Origin of the sequence: Streptomyces sp. NPDC007084 (assembly GCF_040703595.1) — a bacterium.
Taxonomy (GTDB): domain Bacteria; phylum Actinomycetota; class Actinomycetes; order Streptomycetales; family Streptomycetaceae; genus Streptomyces.
This window is the reverse complement of sequence record NZ_JBEYFY010000028.1, coordinates 86,078-103,843: the sequence shown is the minus strand read 5'-3', so window position 1 is coordinate 103,843 and position 17,766 is coordinate 86,078. Positions and strand designations below refer to the sequence as shown.

General features: G+C 73.7%; 14 protein-coding genes. 9 read left to right on the top strand and 5 right to left on the bottom strand.

All coding sequences use genetic code 11. The features are described from left to right. Window positions 1-125: 125 nt before the first annotated feature. From AB0912_RS22430 to AB0912_RS22415, 4 genes are all read right to left on the bottom strand, one after another. Window positions 126-1,115, bottom strand: a complete 990-nt coding sequence (locus AB0912_RS22430; RefSeq protein ID WP_366702416.1) for a DMT family transporter — start codon at window positions 1,113-1,115, stop codon at window positions 126-128. Between the two features lie 292 nt (window positions 1,116-1,407). Next, window positions 1,408-1,647: a hypothetical protein gene (locus AB0912_RS22425; protein ID WP_366702414.1), complete on the bottom strand. Its 240-nt coding sequence runs from the start codon at window positions 1,645-1,647 to the stop codon at window positions 1,408-1,410. Window positions 1,648-1,704: 57 nt separating this feature from the next. Continuing rightward, complete coding sequence (gene malQ / locus AB0912_RS22420; protein ID WP_366702412.1) at window positions 1,705-3,912, bottom strand: 4-alpha-glucanotransferase; 2,208 nt, start codon at window positions 3,910-3,912, stop codon at window positions 1,705-1,707. Further along, complete coding sequence (locus AB0912_RS22415) at window positions 3,913-4,182, bottom strand: hypothetical protein (protein ID WP_366702410.1); 270 nt, start codon at window positions 4,180-4,182, stop codon at window positions 3,913-3,915. A 405-nt stretch (window positions 4,183-4,587) separates the two neighbouring features. On the opposite strand from AB0912_RS22415, the gene AB0912_RS22410 reads away from it, so the two are divergent. The 4 genes from AB0912_RS22410 to AB0912_RS22395 all read left to right on the top strand — a co-directional run bounded on the left by AB0912_RS22410 (window position 4,588) and on the right by AB0912_RS22395 (window position 10,733). Continuing rightward, window positions 4,588-7,908, top strand: coding sequence for a beta-N-acetylglucosaminidase domain-containing protein (locus tag AB0912_RS22410; protein WP_366702408.1), 3,321 nt, complete (start codon window positions 4,588-4,590; stop codon window positions 7,906-7,908). A gap of 238 nt (window positions 7,909-8,146) precedes the next feature. Then, the gene (locus tag AB0912_RS22405; protein ID WP_366702406.1) at window positions 8,147-8,680 is read left to right on the top strand and encodes a PadR family transcriptional regulator; all 534 of its coding nucleotides are present in this window, start codon (window positions 8,147-8,149) and stop codon (window positions 8,678-8,680) included. After that, a complete protein-coding gene (locus AB0912_RS22400; protein WP_366702404.1) occupies window positions 8,677-9,396 on the top strand; it encodes an ABC transporter ATP-binding protein in 720 nt (239 codons plus the stop codon). The genes AB0912_RS22405 and AB0912_RS22400 overlap by 4 nt, the downstream gene beginning before the upstream one ends. Then, entirely contained in the window at window positions 9,393-10,733 is a 1,341-nt protein-coding gene (locus AB0912_RS22395) for an FtsX-like permease family protein (protein WP_366702402.1), read from the top strand. The genes AB0912_RS22400 and AB0912_RS22395 overlap by 4 nt, the downstream gene beginning before the upstream one ends. A 211-nt stretch (window positions 10,734-10,944) precedes the next feature. Here AB0912_RS22395 and AB0912_RS22390 read toward each other — a convergent pair whose 3' ends face one another. Then, window positions 10,945-11,481, bottom strand: coding sequence for an HNH endonuclease (locus AB0912_RS22390; protein WP_358819353.1), 537 nt, complete (start codon window positions 11,479-11,481; stop codon window positions 10,945-10,947). 271 nt (window positions 11,482-11,752) lie between these two features. Between AB0912_RS22390 and AB0912_RS22385 the strand changes: the two genes are divergently transcribed. From AB0912_RS22385 to AB0912_RS22365, 5 genes are all read left to right on the top strand, one after another. Continuing rightward, a complete protein-coding gene (locus AB0912_RS22385; protein ID WP_366702400.1) occupies window positions 11,753-12,856 on the top strand; it encodes a mechanosensitive ion channel family protein in 1,104 nt (367 codons plus the stop codon). A gap of 320 nt (window positions 12,857-13,176) precedes the next feature. Beyond that, entirely contained in the window at window positions 13,177-14,424 is a 1,248-nt protein-coding gene (locus AB0912_RS22380; protein ID WP_366702398.1) for an ROK family transcriptional regulator, read from the top strand. A gap of 157 nt (window positions 14,425-14,581) precedes the next feature. After that, window positions 14,582-15,919: an ABC transporter substrate-binding protein gene (locus tag AB0912_RS22375; protein WP_366702396.1), complete on the top strand. Its 1,338-nt coding sequence runs from the start codon at window positions 14,582-14,584 to the stop codon at window positions 15,917-15,919. A gap of 7 nt (window positions 15,920-15,926) precedes the next feature. Continuing rightward, complete coding sequence (locus AB0912_RS22370; RefSeq protein WP_366702394.1) at window positions 15,927-16,868, top strand: sugar ABC transporter permease; 942 nt, start codon at window positions 15,927-15,929, stop codon at window positions 16,866-16,868. 3 nt (window positions 16,869-16,871) lie between these two features. Further along, on the top strand, window positions 16,872-17,765 hold the full coding sequence (locus AB0912_RS22365) for a carbohydrate ABC transporter permease (protein WP_366702392.1): 894 nt from the start codon (window positions 16,872-16,874) through the stop codon (window positions 17,763-17,765). Window position 17,766 lies beyond the last annotated feature (1 nt).

Genomic DNA, 17,766 nt, shown 5'->3' with positions numbered 1-17,766 from the left:
CGGGACCTGCTACCGGGCACTCCGGTGTCTACCCGGACGGGACTTCCACCCGCAGGCTGGGACCAGCTTTCAGGACGCAACATGGCGGCAACCTATCCCGCGCCCGCCGGCCGGCCGTCCGGCGTTCAGCGGGCTCGGGGCAGGTCACGGCGGCCGGCCGGGGCGGCGCCGAGGACGACTCCGCCGAGGATGAGGGCCGTGCACAGGGCCTGCGTCCAGGTGGTGCGCTCGCCGAGGACCAGGTAGGAGAGGGCGGCCACGCAGACCGGCTGGAGGTGATAGACCGCGCCGGCGCGGGCGGGGCCGATCAGGGCGATGGCCCGGTTCCAGGCGAAGAAGGCGAGCGCCGAGGAGGCGACGCCGAGGTAGAGGAGCGGGCCGAGGGTGGCGGCGGACGGGGTGAAGGGTCCCTCGGCCGCGAGACTCACCGCGTAGGCGGGCAGCAGCAGCGCGGTGCCGAGGGCGAAGGTGGTGAACAGGAAGGCGGGACCGGCGAGTTCGGCGGGGCGGCGGCGCAGCAGGGCGCTGTACGACCCGAAGCACACGGCCGCCGCGATCATCCACAGGTCGCCCGCGCCGAACCCCGTGCTCCCGGCCGGCCCGCCGCTCACCAGGAGCAGGACACCGGCGCAGGCGACGAGCAGTCCGGTGACGCGGCGTGCGCCGAGCCTGCTCCCGCCGAGGCGTTCGCACACCGCCATGAGGACCGGCGACGCGGCCATGATCATGCCCATGTTCCCGGCGGAGGTGGTCCGGCCGGCCTCGTTGACCAGGGTGTTGTAGACGGTGACGCCGAGGAGCGCGGCGAGCAGTACGTACCCGAGGTGGCGGCGGACGAGGGCCCGTTGCCGCCAGGCCTCGCGGGCGGTGAACGGGGCGACCGCGAGGAGGGCGATCACCCAGCGCCAGAAGGCCTGCTGGACGGGCGGCACGCTGTCGTGCAGGGCGCGCACGGCGACGAAGCTGCCGGACCAGACGAGGGTGGCGACGACGGCGAGGCCTAGTCCGGTCCCGGCCCGCTTCGGCCCGCCGGGCCGCGCGCCCTCCGGCCGGACGGCGGGGCCGGGGTGGGGCCGCGCGGTGGTGGGGGTCTGCGTCCGGTCCAGGACTGCCATCTATATGCCGTGCCTCTCGGTGGTCGGGGAGCACGTGGGGTCGGAGATCACGTGCGCGTCCACCGTCGCAAGCCGGGAACCATCAGGTCCATCGAATCTTTTCGAGCATTCCATTCAGCAGAACTGAAAGGTTGGGAGGTGGCGGCACCCGCCCCGACGGCCGCCGTCCGGGCGGCACCCGCCCCTACCGCCGCCGTCCGGGCGCGCGAACGCGTCGAGGGAGTCACCGCACACCATGGGTGCGGTGACTCCCTCGACGGAGAACGGGGAGCGGCGAAGGGGTGAGCGGTGCTCAGCCCCGCTTCGGCTGCTTGCGGGACTTGTCCAGGACCATCACCAGGCCGGCGATGACCAAGAACAGCACGATCGGCGCCGCGACGTAGAGGCCCAGCGTGTCGATCACGCTCAGCCCGTCGCCGGGGTCGTCACCGTCGTCGCGGGTCAGCGCGAGCGCGGGGGACGACATGAGCAGCATCATCAGCGTCGTACCGGCGGCCAGGGCACCGGCGCGCAGAGCGTTCTTCTTGTCCACGGTGCAAACGTAGCGAACACCGGAACGCCCCGCGCGCCCGGGGGTGCCGTACGGAGGTCACGGCCGCCCGCCCACCTCCGGCGGGGGCCCCTCGCCCGGCCCCGGCGCAGTCCCTCCGCCAGACTCCGGCCCCGGCCCCGCTCCCGCCGCGCCCCCCGGCCCGCCCTCCGCCCGTACGACGTCCAGCAGGGCGTGCAGCCGGGGTGAGGCGGCGAGGTCCTCCAGGGTCACCGGGCGGCCGTCCGCGTCGGCGATGGGCAGCCGCCAGTTGGGGTACTGGTCCCAGGTGCCGGGGAGGTTCTGCGGGCGCCGGTCCCCCACCGTGTCCGGGAGCCAGACACCGATCATCCGGGCCGGGGTGCGCAGCAGGAAGCGGTGCACGGCCTGGATCTCGGCCTCCTCGGCCGACGCGGGGCTCCCGCCGGCCGTGCCGTGCAGCAGTCCGAGCCGGGACAGCAGAGTGAGCCACTCCCGGGTGTCCGCCGCGGCGGCGGCCCGCTCCTCGTCGAGGGAGCCGAGCAACAGGCCGAGACCGGCGCGCAGTTCGACGTGGTCGCCGGTGAGCCGGGCCGCGGTGGACGGCAGGTCGTGGGTGGTGGCGGTGGCCAGGCAGTCGGCGCGCCAGCTCTCCGGCGGCAGCGGGCGCCCGTCGCCGTCCCAGTCCCGCTCGAACCACAGCACGGACGTGCCGAGCACACCGCGCTCCTGGAGGGTCTCGCGCACACCGGGTTCGACCGTGCCGAGGTCCTCGCCGATCACCAGGGTGCCGGCCCGCGAGGCCTCCAGGACCAGGATCGCGAGCATGGCCTCGGCGTCGTAGCGGACGTAGGAGCCCTCCGTGGGCGGCTGTCCCTGGGGGACCCACCAGAGCCGGAACAGGCCCATGACGTGGTCGATGCGCAGGGCGCCCGCGTGCCGCAGCAGGGCGCGCAGCAGGCGGCGGTAGGGGGCGTAGCCGGAGGCGGCCAGCCGGTCGGGCCGCCAGGGCGGCAGGCCCCAGTCCTGGCCGCGCGCGTTGAACGCGTCCGGAGGCGCCCCGACCGACATGCCGGCCGCGAAGTACTCCTGCTGCGCCCAGGCGTCGGCGCCGTCCGGGTGGACGCCGACGGCGAGGTCGTGGACGAGTCCGACGGCCATGCCCGCGTCGCGCGCGGAGCGCTGGGCGGCGGCGAGCTGGGCGTCGGTGAGCCAGGCGAGCCTGCTGTGGAAGTCGACGCGGTCCATCAGCTCGCCGCGCGCGCGGGCGGTCTCCGGCGAGCGGGGGTCGCGCAGCCCGGCGGGCCATGTCCGCCAGTCGGAGCCGTGCACCTCGGCGAGCGCGTACCAGGTGGCGTGGTCCTCCAGGGCCTGGCCCTCCTCGGCGAGGAAGTCGGCGTAGGCGGCCCGCCGGCCGGGGCCAAGCGGCACCGCGCGCACCGCTTCCAGGGCCTCGCGCTTGAGTTCCCAGACGGCGTCGCGGTCGATCAGCGCGCCCTTGCGCAGCACGGACTCGCGGAGCTGCTCGGCGCGCTCCAGGACCGGGGCGAGCCGGTCGCGGTCCGCCACGTACGCGTACTCCGGGACGTCCTCGACGCGCAGGTGCACGGGGTCGGGGAAGCGCCGGGAGGAGGGCCGGTACGGGGAGGGGTCGGTGGGGTCGCCGGGGACTGCCGCGTGCAACGGGTTGACCTGCACGAATCCGGCGCCGAGCGCGCGGCCCGCCCAGGCGGTCAGCTCGGCGAGGTCACCGAGGTCGCCCATGCCCCAGGAGCGGCGGGAGAGCAGGGAGTAGAGCTGGACGAGCAGTCCGTACGTGCGTCCGGGCGGCGCGGGCAGCCGGGCCGGGGCGACGACGAGGTGGGCGTCGGCGGTGCGGCCGTCGGGGGCGGTGGCGTGCAGCGCGTGGACGCCGGGCGGCAGGTCGTCGACCGAGGCGCGGGTCTCGCCCTGTTCGGTGGTGATCCGCAGCCGGGTGCCGTCGGGGAGGGTGTCGAGCCAGGCGGGGGCGCGGCCGGCCCAGCGGACCACGGTCGGCGGCAGCAGGCGCCGCGCCGTCTCGGTCTCGTGGCGGGCGAGGGCGGCGGCGACGGCTTCCGGGGTGCTCGCGTCGACGCCGAGGGCGGCCAGGATCGCGACGAGCGCGGTGTCCGGGGCGGCGACCGTGCGGTCCGGGGAGGGGCTGTAGGACGGGGCTACGCCGTGCAGTTCGGCGAGCCGGGACAGCGGGGTGCGCGGGGCCGGGTCCGTCGGCGTCCGCTGCGGCTCGGCGGGCCCACTGGATGCCATCTAGAACCCCGACGCGGCGCCGGTGGAGGTGGGCTCGCTCGTCAGGTGCGCGGCGTCGGCCAGCGGCGGCTCGCTGGTCAGCGGTTCCGCGTCGGGCAGCGGGGGTTCGCTGGTCAGCGGCAGCTCCGTGCAAGCGCCTTCCGCGCTGAGCAGGCACAGATCGGGGCCGGCCGGTTCGGCGGCGGCGCGTCCGGAGCGCTGGCCGGGCAGGGCCGGCTCCGCGTCGCGTTTGGACAGGGCCGAGAGAAGCAGGTGAGCCGATGCGGCCACGGGGGCCTCCTTGGTCGAGTCGAGTCGGGTACGGCGTCCGAGGGCGGTGCGGCGGGTGGCGGGTGTGCGGCGGGTGATGGCGTGCCGTTGCCGCGAAAGGCCCGCCCGGGCGGTCACCGCAGCCCTACCCAGCGGGCGCGACGGCAGACGTACCCGGGCGGACAACGTGCTCCTGGTCACACTCCACCGCCGTCCCGTCCCTCGGGGCACCCCTTCCAGGCTGGGGCAATCCTGACACTTCGGCCGCCCTCGTTGACACCCTCACCACCCGGATGGTGGGCTCGTCGCCACTCCGGCGCTGCGGCCGGAGGCGAGCTACGAGGGGGAAGCGTGCGGCTCCGGCGGGCGAAGGGGACGACTGCACTCGCGTTCGCCGTGGTCGCGAGCGCTCTGGGGACGGCTCCCGTGGCCGTCGCGGCGCCGCACGGTCCGGGTCCCGCGGTCGCCGCGGACGACGGTTCCGCCGCCGACGCCGAGTCCACCGGCGGCGCGCCCTCGGTCTGGCCCCGCCCGCAGTCGCTGCGCGCGAACGGCGCCCCGGTCGCGGTCCCCGACGAGGTGGTCCTGGTCACCGGCCCGGCGGGCGCCCCGGCGTCCGGTGCGACGGCGGACCCGTACGCCCCCGGCGCACCGCACACCCCGTACGCCCCCGGTGTCACCCTGCCCTCCCCGTACGCGCCCGCCCCCTCCGGCCCGTCGAACGCGCCCGAGGCGCCCGAGGCATCCGATGTGTCCGAGGCATCCGACGGCACGCTCGACCCCTACGCCGTCGAGGTGTTGCGCGCGGTGCTGCGGGAGGCGGGCGCGCGGAGGATCAGCACGGCGCGCGAAGGCGACCCGCTGCCGGAACGCGCGCTGGTCGTGCGCCTGGGCACGGAGGCGGCGCACGCGGGCCGTTGGGACGCGCGGGGCGCGGCCTCGCTCCCCGGCGCCCGGCCGAGCGCCCTGGAGCGGGCGCTCACCTCGCTCGGCGCGGCACCCCGCGCCGACATCCCCTCCGGCGGCTACCGGCTGGCCGTCGGCCGGGCCGACGGCCGCGACACCCTCGCGCTCGCCGGCGTCGGCGAGGACGGCCTGTTCCACGCCGTGCAGACGCTCCGTCAACTCCTGCGCCCCGACGGGACGTTCGCCGGAGCCGTCGTCCGGGACTGGCCGGGCACCGGCGTGCGCGGTATCACCGAGGGGTTCTACGGCAGCCCGTGGACCGACGAACAGCGCCTGGAACAGCTCGACTTCATGGGGCGGACCAAGCAGAACCGGTACGTCTACGCGCCCGGCGACGACCTCTACCGGCAGGCGCGCTGGCGTGAGCCGTACCCGGCGGCGCGGCGCGCGCACTTCCGGGACCTGGCGGAGCGGGCCCGCCGCAACCACGTCACGCTGACCTGGACGGTGGCCCCCGGACAGGCGATGTGCTTCTCCTCGGACGCCGACGTGAAGGCCCTCACGCGCAAGCTCGACGCCATGTGGGCGCTCGGCTTCCGGGCGTTCCAGCTCCAGTTCCAGGACGTCAGCTACACCGAGTGGCACTGCGGGGCGGACGCCCGCGCGTTCGGCTCCGGACCCGACGCGGCGGCGCGGGCGCAGGCCCGGGTGGCGAACGCGGTGGCCCGGCATCTCGCCGCGCGCCACCCGGACGTGGCCGCCCTGTCGCTGATGCCGACGGAGTACTACGAGGACGGCTCGACGGAGTACCGGCGGCGGCTGGCGAGCGCGCTGGCCGAGGGCGTCGAGGTCGCCTGGACGGGCGTCGGGGTGGTGCCGAAGACGATCACGGGCGGTGAACTGGCCCGCACCCGCGAGGTGTTCGGCGATCACCGGCTCGTCACGATGGACAACTACCCCGTCAACGACTACGCGCAGGACCGGGTGTTCCTAGGCCCCTACCAGGGGCGGGAGCCGGCCGTCGCGACCGGCTCGGCCGCGCTGCTGGCGAACGCGATGCCGCAGGCCGAGGCCTCCCGTATCCCGCTGTTCACCGCCGCCGACTACGCGTGGAACCCGCGGGACTACCGGCCCCAGGAGTCCTGGGCCGCCGCGATCGAGGACCTCGCCGACGGGGACGCCCGGCGGGCGGGCGCGCTGCGGGCGCTGGCCGGGAACGAGGCCTCGTCCGTGCTGGGCGGCGAGGAGTCGGCCTATCTGCGTCCGCTCATCGAGGCGTTCTGGCGGGCGCGGACGACCACGGACCGGGCCGCGAACAAGGCGGCGGCCGAGCGGCTGCGCGCCGCCTTCACCGTGATGCGCGAGACCCCGGGGCGGCTCGCGGGACGGCCGGTCGCCGCCGAAGTACGGCCCTGGACCGAGCAGTTGGCCCGCTACGGCGAGGCCGGCACGACCGCCGTCGACCTGGCCGCCGCGCAGGAGCGCGGGGACGCGACGGCCGCCTGGACGGCGTATCGCACGCTGGGGCGGCTGCGCGCCGAACTCGCGGCGAGCGGGGTGACGGTCGGCAAGGGCGTCCTCGACCCGTTCCTGGCGCGGGCCCGCACCGCCTACGAGCGCTGGGCGGGCCTCGACAACGCTCCGTCCGCCGGGTCCGGGGAGGCAACGGAGCCCGGCGGGACCGGGCCGGACGACGGGGCGGCACCGGGCGACGACGGCCGCACGGACACCGGCACCGGCACCGGCACGCCCGACGGCACTGGCGCGCCCCGGCGGGACGGCGAGGGCGACGCGGACGGCAAGGGCGACGGCGGCGGGGGCGACAGTGGCGGCGCGCGGGACGGCGCGCCCCGGGACAACGGCGGTACGCCGGACGACGACGCGCGCCGGAACGCCGACCCGCGCTCCCTCACCCTCCCCCACCCCCGCGCCCTGGCCGCCGTGAGCGTGCTCACCGACCCCGGCGCCACGGGTTCCGTCGAGGCGCACGTGCCCGGCGAGGGCTGGCGGCGGCTCGGCGCGCTGACGGCCGGGGGCGCGACGGAGATCCACATGCCGGAGGTGCGCGCGGACGCCCTCCGGGTCAGCGGGCCCGCACCCGAACAGGTCCGGCACCTGGTGCCGTGGTTCGCCGACTCCCCCGCCGCCGCACTGGAGTTGACCCGGCCGACGACGGACGTGGAGATCGGCGGCACACGCCGGGTGACGGCCCGGCTGACCTCGCTGCGCCCCTCCGCCGTCCATGGCGAACTGACCGCGAAAGCCCCGAAGGGCATCCGGGCCGAGGTGCCCGCCGGCTCCTCGACGCTCCCGCGCGGCGCGGTCGTCGACACCCCGGTGGAGATCACGGTCGCGCCGGGGACCGCGTCCGGCACGTACGAGGTGCCGGTGTCCTTCGGCTCGCAGACGCGCACGCTGACCGTCCGGGCGTTCCCGCGCACGGCGGGCCCCGACCTGGCGCGTACCGGCACGGCCTCCTCGTCCGGGGACGAGACGCCCGACTTCCCGGCCTCGGCGGCCAACGACGGCGACCCGGGCACCCGTTGGTCCTCCCCCGTCGAGGACGGCGCCTGGTGGCAGGTCCGCCTCGCCGCACCGGCCCGCGTCGGCCTGCTCACCCTCCACTGGCAGGACGCCCACCCCTCCGCGTACCGGGTCCAGGTCTCCGCCGACGGCCGCGTCTGGCGCACGGCGGCCACGGTGACCGACAGCCGGGGCGGCCGGGAAGAGATCCGCTTCGACGAACGCGACACCCGCTACGTACGCGTCCAGGGCGTCAAACGGGCCACGCGGTACGGGTATTCGCTGTGGTCGGCGGAGGCGTACGCGGTCGCGGACTGACCCACCCCCACCGACCGACCCACGGGCGCCCCTCCCGGCACCCCCCTCCCGGCACCCGTCCCTTCCCGCGACCCGCTCCCTCTGGCGACCCGCCCCTCCGGCCACCCGCTCCCTCTGGCGCCCCGCCCCTTCCGGCGACCCTTCTTCGACGGGGCCGCGATCGCTCCGGCCGGTCAAATTCCGGCGATCTCCGGGCAGCTATTCACTCAGTACATATCCTCAGTACATACTGAGTCCCATGAGCACCCGTCATATCCTGTTGGGGCTGCTCGCCGGAGGGCCCAGCCATGGGTACGACCTCAAGCGACGGCACGACGAACGCTTCCCGCAGGCGCGCCCGTTGGCCTACGGCCAGGTCTACACGACCCTGCAACGGCTGGTCCGCGACGGACTCGCCACGGTCGACGGCACCGACTCGGACGGCGGTCCGGAGCGGACGCTGTACCGGTCGACCGACGACGGATCGCGCGAACTGACCCGCTGGGCGGGCGAGATCGCCCCGCCCGCGCCCTTCGTGACGAACGAGATCTTCGCCAAGGTCGTCGTCTCGATCCTCGCCTCGGCGGACGCGGCCGGTTACCTCCGGGCCCAGCGCGCCGCCCACATGGAGCGGATGCGCGAACTCACCGCCGTGAAGACGGCGCCCGGCGCCGACCTCGCGACCGTCCTCTCGGCCGACTACGCCCTCAACCACCTGGACGCCGACCTCCGCTGGATGAACACCACCGCGGCCCGGCTCACCCCCCTGACCGCGGAGGTCGACGCAGCATGAGCAACCCCCTTCTGGCAGCCCGTGGCCTGGTCAAGGCCCACGGTCCGACCCCGGCGCTGCGCGGTGCCTCGATCGAGGTGGCCGCGGGCGAGGTGGTCGCGGTGACCGGGCCCAGCGGCAGCGGCAAGTCGACGTTGCTGCACTGCCTGGCGGGCATCCTCCGGCCGGACATCGGCACGGTGGAGTACGACGGCCAGCGCCTCGACCTGCTGCCCGAGAAGCGGCTCAGCGAACTGCGCAGGACCGAGTTCGGGGTGGTCTTCCAGTTCGGCCAGCTCATACCCGAGCTGACCGCGGCGGACAACGTGGCGCTGCCGCTGCTGCTCGCGGGCACGCCCCGCCCGGCGGCGCGCGAGCGGGCGGGCGAGTGGCTGGAGCGGTTCGGCGTCCGGGACCGGGAGGGGCGGCGGCCCGGCGAGATGAGCGGCGGCGAGGCCCAGCGGGTGGCGCTGGCCCGGGCCATGGCGACCGGTCCGCGGGTGGTGTTCGCGGACGAGCCGACCGGCGCGCTGGACTCCCTTGCCGGGGAGCAGGTGATGACCGCGCTGGTCCGGACCGCCCGGGAGTCCGGCACGGCGGTCCTGCTGGTGACGCACGACGACCAGGTGGCGGCGTACGCGGACCGGGAGGTCGCCCTGCGGGACGGCGCGGTGCCCGGCGACGGCTCCCCGTCGACGGTCTCGGCGGCGCTCCTCGCGGGGGAGGCGGCCCGGTGAGAACGGACCTCGCGCTCGCGCTGCTCCTCACCCGCGGTTCCGACCGGCGGGAGTGGTGGCGGGTCACGCTGACCGCGGCCGGGGCGGCGCTCGCCACCGGTTTCGCGCTGGCCGCCGTCACGCTCGTCGCGATCCGCGGGCACCAGCGCGTGCCGATGGCCCACGGCCTGCTCGACGATCCCAGCGAGCGTTCGGGCGTGGTGATGGCCCTGGTTCTGCTGCTGATGCCGGTGCTGGGCTTCCTCGGGCAGTGCGCCCGCGTCGGCGCCGTGCACCGCGACCGCAGGCTGGCCGCGCTGCGCCTCGCCGGGGCCACGCCCGCCCAGGTCCGCCGGATCGCCGCCCTGGAGACCGGCCTCGCCTGCCTCGCCGGCTCCGCGGTCACCACCGCCTTCGCCGTCCGGTATCTGGGGCACCGGTGGTCAGAGCCGCCCGTCCACCTGTGGGTGGCGTGGGGGCTGATCGCGGTGGCGGTGCCCGTGCTGGGCGGGCTGGTCGGCGTGTTCGCGCTGCGCCGGGTCGTGGCCTCGCCGCTGGGCCTGGTGCGCCGGACGCGTCCGGCGGCCGGGCGGGCGCCGGGCGCCGCCGTGCTGGTGGGGGCGGTGACGGTGTTCCTCATCGGTCTCGTCCTGGTCCCGCGCCGCCTCGGCGGGTTCGAGACGACCCGGGGATTCCTCGTGACCGTGGTGGTGCTCACCGGGCTCGGCGCCGTCCGGGCGGTCGGCGCCGGGGCGCGGCTGATCGGCCGGGTGCTCGCCGAGCGGACCGGCAACCCGGCGACGCTGATCGCGGCCGAGCGGCTGCGGGACGACCCGTGGGCCGGTGCCCGCACCCACGCGGCCGTGCTGCTGGTGACGGTCGTGGGCACCGCCTTCGTGGGGGTGAGGGAGGTGCTGCTCGACGACCTCGCCGGGCGCGACCCGCGCACCCTCGCGGCGGACCTGGCCTTCTACACCACGGGCGTCGACCTCACCGGGGCGGCGATCCTGATCGCCCTCGCGCTCGCGCTGTCCGGGCTGGCGGTGGGGACCGCCGAGTCGCTGGCCACCCGGCGCCGGGGCCTCGCGGCTCAGGTCGCGGCGGGCGTGCCACGGGCGGTGCTGGGCCGCGCGCTGCTCCTGGAGACGGCGCTGCCGCTCGCCCCGGCCGTCGCGGTCGCCGGCGCCGGGGGCTTCGGGATCGGCCTCTGGTACGGCTTGCTCGTGGACGGCGGAACGGTCCCGGTGCTGCCGCTGCTGGTCCCCGTGGCCGTCTACGCGCTCTGTCTGCTCGCGGCGGCCACGTCACTGCCTCTGCTGCGCCGCTCGATGCGGCCGGCGGAGCTGCGCCGGCTCTGACCGACGGCAGGCGACAGGCGGCAGGCGGCAGGCGGCAGGCGACAGGCGCACGCGCCGAGACACGCGTCACCGCCCCGGCCGCCGGAAGGCACAGCGGGCCTTCCGGCGGCCGATGGCCGGTGGCCGATCACCGGCGGCCGGGATGGGGCGGCCGGTGGCCGGGGTGTGGCCGGTGTCGCATGTGGCGGTGCCAACACAAAAGCCCGGATCGTCAGGCGGAAATGCCGTCGATCCGGGCCATCGCGTCGTCCGCGCCGTACGGCTGCAGGTAGGGCAACCAGCGCGGGTCCCTGTGCCCGGTTCCGATGATGCGCCAGGCGAGCCCCGTCGGCGGGGCCGGTTTGTGGCGCAGGCGCCAGCCGATCTCGACCAGGTGGCGGTCGGCCTTGGTGTGGTTGCAGCGGCGGCAGGACGCCACCACGTTGTCCCAGGCGTGCTGACCCCCGCGGGAGCGCGGGATGACGTGGTCGACGCTGGTTGCGACGCCACCGCAGTACATGCACCGGCCGCCGTCGCGGGCGAACAGCGCCCGCCTGGTCAGCGGGACGGGCCCACGGTAGGGAACCCGTACGAACCTCTTCAGCCGGACCACGCTGGGTGCGGGGACAGTAACGGTCGCGCTGTGCATGAAGGCGCCGGATTCCTCGAGGGAGACGGCTTTGTTCTCCAGGACGAGGACGAGCGCGCGGCGGAGCGGTACGACGCCGAGCGGCTCGTACGACGCGTTGAGAACCAGGACGTGCGGCACGGATGCCTCCTTGTACGCCGGCGGCGCGTGGCTCGCGCCGGGACGATCTGTAGTCAGTCTCTCCTCATGCCTGGTGGAAGCGCCACCATGTCCCGGTAACGGGCTGGGAGTGTTTTCGACCACATCCCCCGCCTGCCCAGGTGAGCACCGTCTCTCCCGCCGGGAGGACAACGATCCACTCACGATGCCCCGTTAGTGTGGTGGTTCTGCCCGAACGGCGCCTCGTGTGTCCCCGGCCGTGGGCAGACCGCTACGCCTGGAGGTACCTGCTGTGTCCCTGCCCGTCCTATCGGCCCTGGCCGCCGGTCCGACCCCGTCGCCGTCCCCGTCGACGACCGGTCGGGTCGCCCCCACGCTTCAGGACGCCCAGGAGAGCGCGACCAACGCCGCGAGCTGGGTCGAGGAGAACTGGTCGACCTGGCTCGCGATCGGTCTGCGCGTACTGCTCATCGTGGTGATCGCCGCGATACTCAGAGTCGCCGTGCGGCGGGCGATCACCAAGCTCATCGACCGGATGAACCGCACGGTGCAGGCGGTCGACGGCACCGCCCTCGGCGGTCTGCTGGTGAACGCCGAGCGCCGCCGCCAGCGCTCGCAGGCCATCGGCTCGGTGCTGCGCTCGGTCGCGTCCTTCGTGATCATGGGCACGGCCGCGCTGATGATCCTCGGCACCTTCGAGATCAACCTCGCCCCGCTGCTCGCCTCGGCGGGTGTGGCCGGTGTCGCGATCGGTTTCGGCGCCCGGAACCTGGTCACGGACTTCCTCTCCGGCGTCTTCATGATCCTGGAGGACCAGTACGGCGTCGGTGACACGATCGACGCGGGCGTCGCCTCCGGCGAGGTCATCGAGGTGGGCCTGCGCGTGACGAAGCTGCGCGGCGACAACGGCGAGATCTGGTACGTCCGCAACGGCGAGGTCAAGCGCATCGGCAACCTCTCCCAGGGCTGGGCCACGGCCGGCGTCGACGTCACCGTGCGCGCCTCGGAGGACCTGGACCAGGTCCAGTCCGTGCTGAACGAGGTCGCCGAGGCCATGAGCAAGGAAGAGCCCTGGAACGAGCGCCTGTGGGGCCCGATCGAGATCCTCGGCCTGGACAGCGTGCTCCTGGACTCCATGGTGGTCCGCGTCTCGGCCAAGACCATGCCCGGCAAGGCGCTGTCCGTCGAGCGCGAGCTGCGCTGGCGCATCAAGCGGGCCTTCGACCAGGCGGACATCCGGATCGTCGGCGGTGTGGCGGCCGACGCCGAGGAGGAGCCGGCCGACCCCTCGGAGGGCGTGGCGGCCCCCTCGGCGCACGCCAACCCGACGTCCCCGCAGTCCCTGGCGGCGGCCCCGATCGTCCCGGCGCCCAGCTCACCGGGCCCGAACAAGTAACGCGCCCAGGCGCCCCCGTACGGTCGACGCACTTCCGTACGGTCAAGGCACTTCCGTACGGTCCAGGCGCTCCCGTACGGCGGAGGCGGCACCCGGTCATCCCGGGTGCCGCCTCCTTCTCGTACACCCCGGTCCGCGCGGGCTCGTACACCCCGGTCCGCGCGGGCCCTCCGCACGCCCCGCACCGCGCAGGTAACGAGTCGGTTGCCTCGGGGGTGGTTTCTCTTGACGCCTCCGCCTCCCCCGGCCTAGTTTCCTCGCACCAGCAATAGGAAACTTTCCTAACAATGATCTTTCGGTAGGGGCAGGTGGCGACAGACATGGCAGGACCCGCCGGTACGCCGGGCACCCCGCGCGTCCTGCGCGCCATGAACGACCGGGCCGCACTCGACCTGCTGCTCGCGCACGGCCCCCTCTCGCGGACCCGCATCGGCAAGCTCACCGGCCTGTCCAAGCCCACCGCCTCCCAGCTCCTCGCCCGTCTGGAAGCGGCGGGCCTGGTGCTCGCCACCGGCACCAGCGAGGGCCGGCCAGGGCCCAACGCCCAGCTCTACGCGGTCAACCCGGCCGCCGGTCACGCGGCGGGCCTGGACGTCACCCCCGAGCGCGTCCTCGCCGCCGTCGCCGACATCACCGGCCGCACGGTCGGCACGTACGAGCTGCCCACCCCGGGCCGCCGCCCCGCGCAGCCCGTCGTACGCCAGGTCACCGACGCCCTCGACGGGGCGGTGAAGGCCGCCGGGCTCGCCCGGGACGACGTGCGCCGTCTGGTCATCGGCACCCCCGGCGCCTTCGACCCCAACACCGGCCGGCTGCGGTACGCCTCGCACCTGCCCGGCTGGCACGCCCCGACGCTGCTCGACGAGCTGGCGGCGGCGCTGCCGATGCCCGTCGAGTACGAGAACGACGTCAACCTCGTCGCCATCGCGGAGCAGCGGCTCGGCGCGGCCCAGGGCCACGAGGACTTCGTGCTGCTGTGGAACGAGGGCGGTCTCGGCGCCGCGCTCGTCCTCGGCGGCCGGCTGCACCGCGGCTGGACCGGCGGCGCGGGTGAGGTCGGCTTCCTGCCGGTGCCCGGCGCGCCCCTGGTGCGCCAGGTGACCCGGGCCAACAGCGGTGGCTACCAGGAGCTGGCCGGCTCCCAGGCGATCCCCAAGCTGGCCCGCGAACTCGGCGTCAAGGACCTGCCCACCGGCCCGTACACCGAGGTCGCGGCCACCCTCGTCGGCCGGGCCGCGGCCGTCGGGGACGGGGACGGGGGCGGGGTCGGGGTCGGGGTCGGGGACAACCCCTACCGGCGGCTCCTGGAGACCTACGCGACCGGTCTCGCCACCGGTCTGGCCTCGCTGGTCTCGGTGCTCGACCCCGAGCTGGTGGTGCTCAGCGGATCGTCGCTCACGGCGGGCGGCGAACCCCTGCGCGCCCTGGTCCAGGCCGAGCTGGAGGAACTGGCCGCCTCCCGGCCGCGCCTGGTGGTCGGCGGCGTCCGCGAACACCCCGTCCTGCGTGGCGCGCTGGAGAGCGCCCTGGCGGCCACCCGCGACGAGGTCTTCGACACCTCCCGCTGAACCGCCCGCCGCCCCCTCACACCCCGCACCCCGCACCCCGCACCCCGCAAGATCCCCTTCCGTCCCGCCCGCCTCACCCCCCGCACCCCTCTCAGCCCTGTCATCCATCCCGCCCGTCATCCCCGTTTCGCCCCGTCCTTCGCAGGGAGACCTCGCCATGCCCGGAATGTCCCGAAAGGCGGCTGTCGCGCTCGCCGCCTCCGCCTCGATAGCCCTCCTCGCCACCGCGTGTACCGGCCAGTCCGACGCGGGCGCGAGCGACGACGCCTCCAAGGAGCAGACGATCAACTTCTGGCACGCCTGGAGCGCGCCGGGCGAGGTCAAGGCCGTGAAGTCGCTGGTCGCCGGCTTCGAGAAGGCGCACCCCAACATCCACGTCAACGTCGTCGCCAACATGACGGACGACAAGATCAACCAGGCGCTGCGGGCCGGCGGTGACAAGGCGCCCGACGTGATCTCCTCGTTCACCACGAACAACGTGGGCAAGTTCTGCTCCTCGGGCGCGCTGGTCGACCTCAACCCCTTCTTCAAGAAGGCGGGCATCGACCCGGAGACGACGTTCCCGAAGGCGATGAACGAGTACACCCAGTTCGACGGCGACCGCTGCACGGCGCCGCTGCTCGGTGACGCGTACGGCCTCTACTACAACAAGACCGCCTTCGCGAAGGCCGGGATCTCCGCGCCGCCGAAGACCTGGTCGGAGTTCGAGAAGGACGCCAAGAAGCTCACCGTCCCGCAGGGCGACTCCTACTCGCAGCTCGGCTTCATGCCGAACTACCACGGCTGGGAGTCCACCACCGAGCACTACTTCGGGCAGTTCTCCCCGACGTACTTCGACAGCGACGGCAAGTCGAACATCGCCAAGGACCCCGCCTTCACCGCCGGTTTCACCCTCCAGAAGAAGCTGGTGGACGAACTCGGCGGCTTCAGGAAGCTGGAGACCTACCGCTCCAAGCTCGGTGACGAGTGGGGCCCCAAGCACCCCTTCCACACCGGCCAGGTCGCCATGCAGCTCGACGGCGAGTGGCGGCTCGGCATGGCCGAGGAGACCAAGCCCGGCTTCGAGATCGGCGTCGCCCCGCTGCCCGTCCCGGACGACCAGGCCGACCAGTACGGCAAGGGCTACATCACCGGCACGATCACGGGCATCGCGGCCACCAGCAAGAAGCAGAACGCGGCCTGGGAGCTGGTCAAGTACATGACCACGGACACGGACGCGGTGGTCGGCTTCGCCAACGCCATCCACAACGTGCCGTCCACGCTCGCCGCCCTCAAGTCGCCGAAGCTGAAGTACGACCCGCGCTTCAAGACGTTCCTGGACATCGCGTCGAACCCGGCCTCCACGACGACGCCGGCCTCCGTCAACGGCGGCACCTACCTCGTGACGATCCAGCAGTTCGGCTACGACTACGAGAGCGGCAAGACGAAGGATCTGAAGGCGGGCCTCGCTTCCACCGCCCAGCAGATCGACACGGACATCGCGCAGGCGAAGTAGCCGCACGATGAGCACTGTCACGCCGGCCTCGAAGCGCCGCAGGGCGGCGCTTCGGACCCTCGCCTTCATGTCGCCCTGGCTGATCGGGTTCGCGGTCTTCTTCGCCTACCCGCTCCTGTCGACCGTCTACTTCTCCTTCATGCACTACGACGGCTTCAAGCCGCCGACCTGGGCCGGGACGAGGAACTGGACGTACGTCTTCGAGAACTACCCGCTGTTCTGGCCCGCGTTGCGCAACACACTGTGGCTGGTCCTGGTGATGGTGACCCTGCGGGTCCTGTTCGGACTCGGCGTGGGCCTGCTGATCACGAAGATCAAGACGGGCACGGGAGTCTTCCGCACCCTCTTCTACCTGCCCTACCTCGCCCCGCCGGTGGCGGCCACCATGGCCTTCGCCTTCCTCCTCAACCCCGGTACCGGACCGGTCAACTCCCTGCTGGGAAAGGTCGGCATCCCGGCCCCGGGCTGGTTCAACGACCCCTCCTGGTCCAAGCCGGCGCTGACCCTGCTGGCCCTGTGGGGCATCGGCGACCTGATGGTCATCTTCATGGCCGCGCTGCTCGACGTGCCGGCCGAGCAGTACGAGGCCGCCGAGCTGGACGGCGCCTCCGCCTGGCAGCGCTTCCGGTACGTCACCCTGCCGAACATCTCGCCCATCGTGATGTTCGCCGTGGTCACCGGCGTGATCCAGACCATGCAGTACTACACGCAGCCGCTGATCGCCGGGAAGGTCGCCTCGGGCGTCATCCAGGGCGCCGGTACGCAGTTCGAGCCCGGCTATCCCGACAAGTCGACGCTCACCCTGCCCCAGCTCGTCTACAACCTCGGCTTCCAGCGCTTCGACTACGGCTCCGCCTGTGTGGTCGCGCTCGTGCTGTTCGCCCTGTCCATGGTGTTCACCGCGTTCCTGATGCGGCGCCGGGGCGGTCTCATCCAGGCAGGTGACTGACCGATGACCCAAGTACTCGACAAGCCCGCGGAGTTGGCCAAGGCCGTCTCCCCCGCCGAACGCGCCGCCCGGCGCAGGGCGCTCCTGGAGTGGGTCGCGGTCCACTCGCTCGGCGTCGCCGCCGCCCTCTTCTTCGTGCTGCCCTTCGTGTTCGTGTTCCTGACCTCGCTGATGAGCGACAGCCAGGCACTCAGCCGCGACCTGATCCCGCACACCTGGGAATGGGGCAACTACAGGAAGGTCTTCGACACCCCGGGCTTTCTCACCTGGTGGAAGAACACCCTGCTGTACGCGGGCTTCGGCACCGTCCTGACCGTCGTCTCGTCGGTCCCGGTCGCCTACGCGCTCGCCAAGTTCCGCTTCCGCGGCCGGAACCTGTCCCTGATGCTGGTCATCTCGATGATGATGCTGCCGCCCCAGGTCGTGGTCATCCCGATGTACCTGTTCTGGGCCAAGCAGCTCGACCTGTCCGGCACGCTGTGGCCGCTGATCATCCCGATGGCGTTCGGCGACGCGTTCTCCATCTTCCTGCTGCGCCAGTTCCTCATGACCATCCCCAACGAGTACCTGGACGCCGCGAAGGTGGACGGCTGCGGGGACCTGCGGACCCTGCTGAGGGTCGTCCTGCCGATGGCGAAGCCCGGTATCGCGGCCGTCGCGCTGTTCCAGTTCTTCTACGCCTGGAACGACTACTTCGGCCCGCAGATCTACGCCTCCGAGAACCAAGGCGCCTGGACCCTGTCCTACGGCCTGGAGTCGTTCAAGGGCGCGCACCACACCGACTGGAATCTCACCATGGCCGCGACCGTTCTGGTCATGGCCCCCGTGATCCTCGTGTTCTTCTTCGCGCAGAAGGCGTTCGTCGAGGGCGTCACGCTCACCGGAGTGAAGGGTTAAC

What these genes read in the sequence shown, in the direction of transcription:
- AB0912_RS22370 (WP_366702394.1), top strand. Translation starts at nt 15,927, where the DNA reads ATGAGCACTGTCACGCCGGCCTCGAAGCGCCGCAGGGCGGCGCTTCGG.
- AB0912_RS22380 (WP_366702398.1), top strand. Translation starts at nt 13,177, where the DNA reads ATGGCAGGACCCGCCGGTACGCCGGGCACCCCGCGCGTCCTGCGCGCC.
- AB0912_RS22400 (WP_366702404.1), top strand. Translation starts at nt 8,677, where the DNA reads ATGAGCAACCCCCTTCTGGCAGCCCGTGGCCTGGTCAAGGCCCACGGT.
- AB0912_RS22365 (WP_366702392.1), top strand. Translation starts at nt 16,872, where the DNA reads ATGACCCAAGTACTCGACAAGCCCGCGGAGTTGGCCAAGGCCGTCTCC.
- malQ (WP_366702412.1), bottom strand. Translation starts at nt 3,912, where the DNA reads ATGGCATCCAGTGGGCCCGCCGAGCCGCAGCGGACGCCGACGGACCCG.
- AB0912_RS22405 (WP_366702406.1), top strand. Translation starts at nt 8,147, where the DNA reads ATGAGCACCCGTCATATCCTGTTGGGGCTGCTCGCCGGAGGGCCCAGC.
- AB0912_RS22375 (WP_366702396.1), top strand. Translation starts at nt 14,582, where the DNA reads ATGCCCGGAATGTCCCGAAAGGCGGCTGTCGCGCTCGCCGCCTCCGCC.
- AB0912_RS22430 (WP_366702416.1), bottom strand. Translation starts at nt 1,115, where the DNA reads ATGGCAGTCCTGGACCGGACGCAGACCCCCACCACCGCGCGGCCCCAC.